Here is a 6730-nt window from a genome sequence, read left to right as displayed (position 1 = left end):
AGTCTGCGCAAACAGAACCGTTCGCTGATCGACGCGCTGGCTTTGGGCTTCGCCGGGTTCGTCGTTTCGCCGCTTCCGGCTGCTGAATAGTTACGAAGCGATGGCCCTCGAATTGACCGTGCGCACACTGCGCCACGCACAGGGCAAGAAGAATCCCGAAGACGTCCTCTATGCCTCACCCGAGTGGGACGTTGTCAGCGAGGAGTTCGTGCGCGACCTGTACCGAGCGATGGGTGGCAACCCGGCCGAGCTGCCTTGATCGACCTTGGGTCAGTGTAGTCATCGCAGCACAAACCGCTCTCACCCCATCACGCAGGCCGCTTCGGAATATCCAATCCCCTTGCCACCGCCGGACGCGCAACGAACGCCGCCAGCACCCGCTTCACATTCGAAAAGTCGTCAATCCCGACCAGATCCCCGGCTTCGTAGAACCCGATCAGATTACGCACCCACGGGAAAGTCGCGATATCGGCGATCGAGTACTTATCGCCCAGGATCCAGTCGCGCCCTTCGAGCTGCTGATCCAGCACCGCTAGCAGCCGCTTCGACTCGGCGATATAACGATCGCGCGGGCGTTTGTCTTCGTATTCCTTGCCGGCGAACTTGTGGAAGAAACCCACCTGGCCAAACATCGGGCCGATGCCGCCCATCTGGAACATCACCCACTGGATCGCTTCATAACGGCCAGTGGCATCCTGCGGAATCAATTTGCCTGCCTTGTCCGCCAGGTAGATCAGAATCGCGCCGGATTCGAACAGCGGCAGCGGCTTGCCGTCGGGGCCGTTCGGATCGATGATCGCCGGAATCTTGTTGTTCGGATTCAACGACAGAAACGCCGCCGACATCTGGTCGTTCGTATCGAAGCGCACGAGGTGCGGTTCGTAGGCCAGACCAGTCTCTTCGAGCATGATCGACACCTTCACGCCATTGGGCGTCGGCAGCGAATATAGCTGAATCCGGTCCGGATGCTCGGCAGGCCATTTCTTCGTGATCGGGAAGGTGGAGAGATCGGTCATGGTGATGGTGTAATCCTTGTGCGAGAGCTGCGGCTGAAAATGGGGCCCGGGATTCAGCGATCGACCAGAAGACCGAAAGGAGAGACCCGAACACGCGACCGCCAAATATAAACCGACTCGGCACAACGCGTGCGTGAGCGCCTCAATGCATGTCGCCTCGAATCACTCCAACGCGAACATTGCCACGCGACGCTTTTCCCCACCGCCCAACCGCACGAAGGCACTCAGGCTCACCACAAATCCTTGGTGGCCGTACCGGCGCGCAGGTCATACCCTTCGCGCCACAAGGCCGCGCCGACCGTCAGCAACAGCGTCTTCTGCTCGCCATCATGTTGATCCCACGTCGCTGCCAGCCAGGTGGCGAAACTCGCACAGGTGGTTTCGAGGTCGACGGGCGCTTTGCCCTCCAGGTACTGCCGCTCGAACATCGCAAGCACTTTTTCGGGTGTCATAAGCGCCTCCTCCGTGTTGGATGCGCCAAGTCTAAAGGCGGCGCACAGCGCGCGGAGCGTCCGCGGCGCCGAACCCGGGTTACTCCCAGGCGAAAACGGCGTCGCGCCTCGCGCCCGGCGGCCAAGCCCTGGCGTCCGACAGCCACAGCCCGGCACCCACCCACGCCTCATCAAAACAAAAAAGGCGCCGAAGCGCCTTTTCCCGTCAAACGACACCGCAAGCCGAATTACGGCGCGTTGCGCTTTGCATTGTCCTTGGCGTCTTCCTTAGCGTCGCCATAGGCCTTTTGCACCTTGCCGGCGCCTTGTTGAAGGTCGCCTTTAAGCTCCTTACCCGGGTTGTTGGTGGCCTTGCCGACGACTTCGTTAACCTTGCCCTTGATCTGCTCACCTACACCCTTTACCTGGTCCTTGTTCATGTTTGGCTCCGATATCTAGAATGCCGGCGCGTCATTACGCCAGTATCCCGATTCAGCAACGGGTGTGCCCGCGCCCGCCGCCAGCCCGTTTTGGTCGATGGAGCCAGCCGTGAAAAATATTTCAAAAAAGCCCTAAAGTCCGGCTGGGGCCGGCCGTAAAGGTGCCATGGAGGGGATATGGAACGCACACTCACTACGCTGACGGGGTCATCCCACGCGGCGCTGGTCGACCAGGATGTCGCGCATATTGGGCGCGTGATGCGGCCGTCTTTACAAGGCGATCTGGGTGGACCGATTCTGCCGGTTACCTACTGGCGCAAGCGTCTGTACCATTTGCTCGACACCGGCAATCTGTCCCACGCGCAACTGTGCGCGGTCGATAGCCTCCTGCTGCAATTGGACCAGTTCGAAACCGAACCCCCGCCAGTATGGATTGCGCCGGCCGCGGCAACCGCCGCCCCGTTCCAGCCGCTACAAGTCGCCGCCGGCCGTCGTATCTGATCTGACGCGCTGCAAGTCTTGATGGCCGGTCTTCCGCGCCGGCCAGCCCTACTCTTCCCCGTTAAAAAAAGGCCGCGAACCCTGTCGCGGCCTGAACACGTCGCAACGCGGGGATTTCGCGTCACGCTGTAAGCCTACACGTCCAACCGTGACATTCGCATTTAGGCAAAAAAGGTCTTTGCACTACCGGAAATTTTCTGCTCACACTTAGTGAAAATAGGAAAAAGGGACGACCTTAGGTCATAATGTCCGCAAAAATTCCCAGCAAGGACCTCCGTGACCCTCGCCGCACCGCTCGACCTGCTCAGACAGGCGCGCGCCCGCTTCACTCAACGCGAAATCGCCGCGCACGTCGGTAAGGACATCAAGACGGTACGTCGCTGGGAAAAAGGCGAAACACCGTGCCCGTCGATGCTCGAACCGGCCTTGCGCGATCTGCTGCACAGTAGCGGCCGGACAAAGGCCGGCGCGGGCACCGGCGACGCCCAATTCCGCTTCATCGATCTGTTTGCCGGCATCGGCGGCATTCGCATGGGTTTCGAGGCGCACGGCGGCGACTGTGTCTTCACGAGCGAGTGGAACGATTTCTCCACCAAGACCTATCGCGAGAACTACCCTGCCGGCGGCGACCACGCGCTGATCGGCGACATCGCCTCCTTTCCCGCCGAAGAAGTGCCGAGCCATGACGTGCTGCTCGGCGGCTTTCCGTGCCAGCCGTTCTCGATTGCCGGCGTCAGCAAGAAAAACGCGCTGGGCCGCCCGCACGGCTTCGAATGTACGACGCAAGGCACGCTGTTTTTCGACGTCGCGCGGATCATCGCGGCAAAGCGCCCCGCCGCATTCCTGCTGGAGAACGTGAAGAATCTGCTCTCGCACGACAAAGGCCGCACCTTCGACGTGATCCTGCAGACGCTGCGCGACGAGCTCGGTTACGAAGTGCACTACCGCGTGGTCGACGGTCAGCATTTCACGCCGCAGCACCGGGAGCGCATCATCATTGTCGGCTTTCGCGGCAAGACGTCGTTTTCCTGGGACGATCTGCGTTTGCCGGAAAGCGGTCCACGCCTCGGCTCGATCCTGCATCGCACGGACGGCAGCGAACCCGTGCTGCCGTGGGACCACGATCGTTTCTTCGACCACGCGAGCAAACGCGTGCAAGCGAAGTACACGCTCACCCCGAATCTCTGGACCTATCTGCAAAACTACGCGGCGAAGCATCGCGCGGCGGGCAATGGCTTCGGCTTCGGCATGGCTTATCCCGACAGCGTCACGCGCACACTCTCCGCGCGTTATCACAAGGACGGGTCGGAGATTCTGGTCTATCAAGGCGAGCAGTTGCGACCGCGGCGCCTCACGCCGCGTGAATGTGCACGGCTGATGGGCTTTCCCGATACCTTCAGGATTCCGGTCAGCGACACGCAGGCTTACCGGCAATTCGGCAACAGTGTCGTCATGCCGGTGATGCGGGAAGTGGCGCGCATCATGCTGCCGCATGTGCAAACCCTGCTCGCCGAGGAGATGCACAATGGTTCGAAGCAAGCCCTTTCGCTCTATTCCTGAGCGCCCCGATCCGCTACCCGGACGCTAACGATGGTCGATATCGTCGACAGCGCAACGCGTAGCCGGATGATGTCCGGCATTCGCGGCCGCAATACGAAGCCGGAGATCCTGATCCGCAGCCTGCTGCATGGCCGGGGCTTTCGCTTCCGTTTAGACGCGCGCGATCTGCCGGGCCGGCCGGATATCGTGCTGCCGCGCTATCGCGCCGTCGTGCTGGTGCACGGTTGTTTCTGGCACGGTCACGATTGCCATCTGTTCAAATGGCCGCAAACCCGGCCCGAGTTCTGGCGCGACAAGATCGGCCGCAATCGCAGCAATGACGACAAGGTTCGCGCGGCGCTGCTCGCCAGCGGCTGGCGCGTCGGAGTGGTATGGGAATGCGCTTTGCGTGGCGCGAATCGCGATATCGAGGGCGTGTTGCAGCGGCTCGTCGAGTGGTTGAAGAGCGACGCGCCGAGCTTTGAGGAACGTAGCTGAAAGCTGCTTGTAGCCTGCCCTGTTGGAGGGAACTCAAGAGCCGCTGGTGATACACTCGATTGGCTAGCTCGGGGCATTTTTTGCGTGCCGATGCTCCAGAAATCAGGCAGCAACTGGCCGGCAGCTCAATGGCAAGCCGGTAGCAAAAACAGCACGCTCCGACCATCCCAGAACCACCAAGAAGGGAGGCACACGATGGCTGATTTCCGTCTCTGGTCCGACGATTTCCCCACCAACGGCTTTATGCCGAAAGCCCACGAATACCACGACAAGGCCTTCGGCGTAGACGGCGAGAATATTTCGCCCGCGTTGCAGTGGGATGCGCCGCCGGGCGATACCCAAAGCTTCGCACTCACCGTTCACGATCCGGACGCGCCTACCGGCAGCGGCTTCTGGCACTGGGTCGTCGTCAACATTCCGGCTGATGCCCGATCGCTGCCGCGCAACGCCGGCAAAACCGATGGCTCGCTGCTGCCGCAAGGTGCGCTGCAGTTGCGCAACGACTACGGCACGGTCGGCTTCGGTGGCGCGGCGCCGCCGCGTGGCGACAAGACGCATCGCTACATCTTCCGCCTGCATGCGCTGAAGGTGCCGCATCTGCCGATCAACGCGGAGACCACCAACGCGGTCGCGCGCTTCATGACACATCTGAACGAACTCGACTCGACCACCCACACCGGTCTGTATGAACTCAAGTAACGCGTGAGACGCGATGCCGGGACGCTATCGCAGCGCCGGCATCGTCACTGCGTGCCAGCCTGCCTTTCCAGGGCGGAACGCAGCGCGCGTGGCTCATCGTAGGATCGATGCGCCGCTCCCTTCGAAATCAAAAAAACGATGCACGCACAACCATCGCGCAAAGACGGTTCGATGCCGGCCGATGCCGCCCCCGCCGCTCCACTCGCCGCCGGCACACCGCTCTCGGACAGCACCGAACAGGGCTTGCCGATTCCGCAACGCTATTGGGCGATGCTGGTTATCGCCCTCGCCCTCACCCTGGCAGTGCTCGATAGCGCGATCGCCAACGTGGCGCTGCCGACCATCGCGCGCAATCTGCATGCAAGCGCGGCCGGCTCGATCTGGGTCGTCAACGCGTACCAACTCGCCATCACCATTTCACTGCTGCCGCTTGCGTCGCTTGGCGATCGCATCGGCTACCGGCGCATCTATCTGGCCGGGCTGATCCTGTTCACGGTGGCGTCGTTCGGTTGCGCGTTGTCCACTTCGCTGCCGACGCTCGCGCTCGCCCGCGTGGTCCAAGGCTTCGGCGCAGCGGGCGTCATGAGTGTGAACACGGCGCTCGTGCGCATGATCTATCCGCCTACGCAGCTTGGACGCGGCGTTGCGATCAACGCGATGGTCGTTGCGATATCGTCCGCGGTCGGGCCGACGGTCGCCTCCGGCGTGCTCGCCATCGCCTCGTGGCCGTGGTTGTTCGCGATCAATGTGCCGATCGGGATCGCGGCGATTGTCGGCGGCTTCAAGGCGCTGCCGATGAATCCCGGCCACGAGTCTCCGTACGACTATCTGAGCGCGGTGATGAACGCGTTCGTGTTCGGTCTGCTGATCTTCGCAATCGACGGTCTCGGTCACGGCGAGCACATCGGCTGGGTCGTCGCTGAGGCGCTCGTTGCGGTTGTGATCGGCTACTTCTTCGTGCGCCGTCAATTGACTCAACCCGCGCCCCTGCTGCCGATCGATTTGCTGAGAATTCCGGTGTTCGCCCTGTCGATCGGCACCTCGGTGTGTTCGTTCTGCGCGCAGATGCTGGCCTTCGTGTCGTTGCCGTTTCTGTTGCAGGACACGCTGGGTTTGTCGCAGGTAGAAACCGGTTTGCTGATGACGCCGTGGCCGGCGGTAATCATCATCGCCGCGCCGATTGCCGGCGTGCTGTCGGACAAGGTGTCGTCCGGTTGGCTGGGCGGGGTCGGACTCGTTGCGATGACGGTGGGCCTGCTGCTGCTCGCCACCCTCGGCGCGCATCCCGAGCCCATGCAGATCGCGTGGCGCATGGCGCTGTGCGGCGCAGGCTTCGGGATCTTCCAGTCGCCGAACAATCGGACCATGTTGTCCGCCGCGCCGCGAGAGCGCAGCGGCGGTGCGAGCGGGATGCTCGGCACTGCGCGCCTGACCGGACAAACCCTCGGCGCGGCACTGGTCGCGCTGATCTTCGGTATCGCGCCGCAAAATGGGCCGACTATCGTGCTGTATGTGGCGGCCTGCTTTTCAGCGGTCGCCGCCGTGGTCAGCATGATGCGCGTGGTAAAGAGTTCGACGTGACCGGCACGCGCGGTCCCTGAAGGCG

At 62.2% G+C, this 6730-nt stretch carries 9 protein-coding genes; 6 read left to right on the top strand and 3 right to left on the bottom strand.

Going from position 1 to position 6730, the window contains the following annotated elements; all coding sequences use genetic code 11:
* The first annotated feature begins 100 nt into the window (after positions 1 to 100).
* Entirely contained in the window at positions 101 to 259 is a 159-nt protein-coding gene (locus P3T25_RS32280) for a hypothetical protein (protein ID WP_429360938.1), read from the top strand.
* A 49-nt stretch (positions 260 to 308) separates the two neighbouring features.
* Here P3T25_RS32280 and P3T25_RS32275 read toward each other — a convergent pair whose 3' ends face one another.
* From P3T25_RS32275 to P3T25_RS32265, 3 genes are all read right to left on the bottom strand, one after another.
* Positions 309 to 1016 carry a glutathione S-transferase N-terminal domain-containing protein gene (locus tag P3T25_RS32275; RefSeq protein WP_266239372.1) on the bottom strand — a complete coding sequence of 236 codons (708 nt, stop codon included), beginning with the start codon at positions 1014 to 1016 and terminating at the stop codon, positions 309 to 311.
* Between the two features lie 230 nt (positions 1017 to 1246).
* Positions 1247 to 1468: a hypothetical protein gene (locus tag P3T25_RS32270; RefSeq protein ID WP_266239371.1), complete on the bottom strand. Its 222-nt coding sequence runs from the start codon at positions 1466 to 1468 to the stop codon at positions 1247 to 1249.
* Between the two features lie 227 nt (positions 1469 to 1695).
* Positions 1696 to 1887 carry a CsbD family protein gene (locus tag P3T25_RS32265; RefSeq protein WP_154558966.1) on the bottom strand — a complete coding sequence of 64 codons (192 nt, stop codon included), beginning with the start codon at positions 1885 to 1887 and terminating at the stop codon, positions 1696 to 1698.
* Positions 1888 to 2064: 177 nt separating this feature from the next.
* Here P3T25_RS32265 and P3T25_RS32260 point away from each other — a divergent pair, with 177 nt between their 5' ends.
* The 5 genes from P3T25_RS32260 (at position 2065) to P3T25_RS32240 (ending at position 6705) form a co-directional block, all read left to right on the top strand.
* The gene (locus tag P3T25_RS32260; protein ID WP_266257431.1) at positions 2065 to 2388 is read left to right on the top strand and encodes a hypothetical protein; all 324 of its coding nucleotides are present in this window, start codon (positions 2065 to 2067) and stop codon (positions 2386 to 2388) included.
* Positions 2389 to 2664: 276 nt separating this feature from the next.
* Positions 2665 to 3948, top strand: coding sequence for a DNA (cytosine-5-)-methyltransferase (dcm, locus tag P3T25_RS32255; protein ID WP_429360935.1), 1284 nt, complete (start codon positions 2665 to 2667; stop codon positions 3946 to 3948).
* A gap of 30 nt (positions 3949 to 3978) precedes the next feature.
* Positions 3979 to 4425, top strand: coding sequence for a very short patch repair endonuclease (locus P3T25_RS32250; RefSeq protein WP_171925005.1), 447 nt, complete (start codon positions 3979 to 3981; stop codon positions 4423 to 4425).
* 195 nt (positions 4426 to 4620) lie between these two features.
* Positions 4621 to 5124, top strand: coding sequence for a YbhB/YbcL family Raf kinase inhibitor-like protein (locus tag P3T25_RS32245; protein WP_154558964.1), 504 nt, complete (start codon positions 4621 to 4623; stop codon positions 5122 to 5124).
* Positions 5125 to 5262: 138 nt separating this feature from the next.
* Positions 5263 to 6705 (top strand): MFS transporter, encoded by a 1443-nt coding sequence (locus tag P3T25_RS32240; protein ID WP_429360933.1) that lies wholly within the window; start codon positions 5263 to 5265, stop codon positions 6703 to 6705.
* The last annotated feature ends 25 nt before the right edge of the window (positions 6706 to 6730 follow it).

The organism is Paraburkholderia sp. GAS32 (assembly GCF_050434225.1).
GTDB classification, from domain to species: Bacteria; Pseudomonadota; Gammaproteobacteria; order Burkholderiales; family Burkholderiaceae; genus Paraburkholderia; species Paraburkholderia madseniana.
The sequence above is the reverse complement of the archived record's forward strand: the minus strand, read 5'-3'. Positions and strand labels throughout refer to the sequence as shown.

Excerpts from the sequence above, each read along its gene's own strand:
- P3T25_RS32280 (WP_429360938.1), top strand. The coding sequence starts at position 101 with ATGGCCCTCGAATTGACCGTGCGCACACTGCGCCACGCACAGGGCAAG.
- P3T25_RS32275 (WP_266239372.1), bottom strand. The coding sequence starts at position 1,016 with ATGACCGATCTCTCCACCTTCCCGATCACGAAGAAATGGCCTGCCGAG.
- P3T25_RS32270 (WP_266239371.1), bottom strand. The coding sequence starts at position 1,468 with ATGACACCCGAAAAAGTGCTTGCGATGTTCGAGCGGCAGTACCTGGAG.
- P3T25_RS32265 (WP_154558966.1), bottom strand. The coding sequence starts at position 1,887 with ATGAACAAGGACCAGGTAAAGGGTGTAGGTGAGCAGATCAAGGGCAAG.
- P3T25_RS32260 (WP_266257431.1), top strand. The coding sequence starts at position 2,065 with ATGGAACGCACACTCACTACGCTGACGGGGTCATCCCACGCGGCGCTG.
- P3T25_RS32250 (WP_171925005.1), top strand. The coding sequence starts at position 3,979 with ATGGTCGATATCGTCGACAGCGCAACGCGTAGCCGGATGATGTCCGGC.
- P3T25_RS32245 (WP_154558964.1), top strand. The coding sequence starts at position 4,621 with ATGGCTGATTTCCGTCTCTGGTCCGACGATTTCCCCACCAACGGCTTT.
- P3T25_RS32240 (WP_429360933.1), top strand. The coding sequence starts at position 5,263 with ATGCACGCACAACCATCGCGCAAAGACGGTTCGATGCCGGCCGATGCC.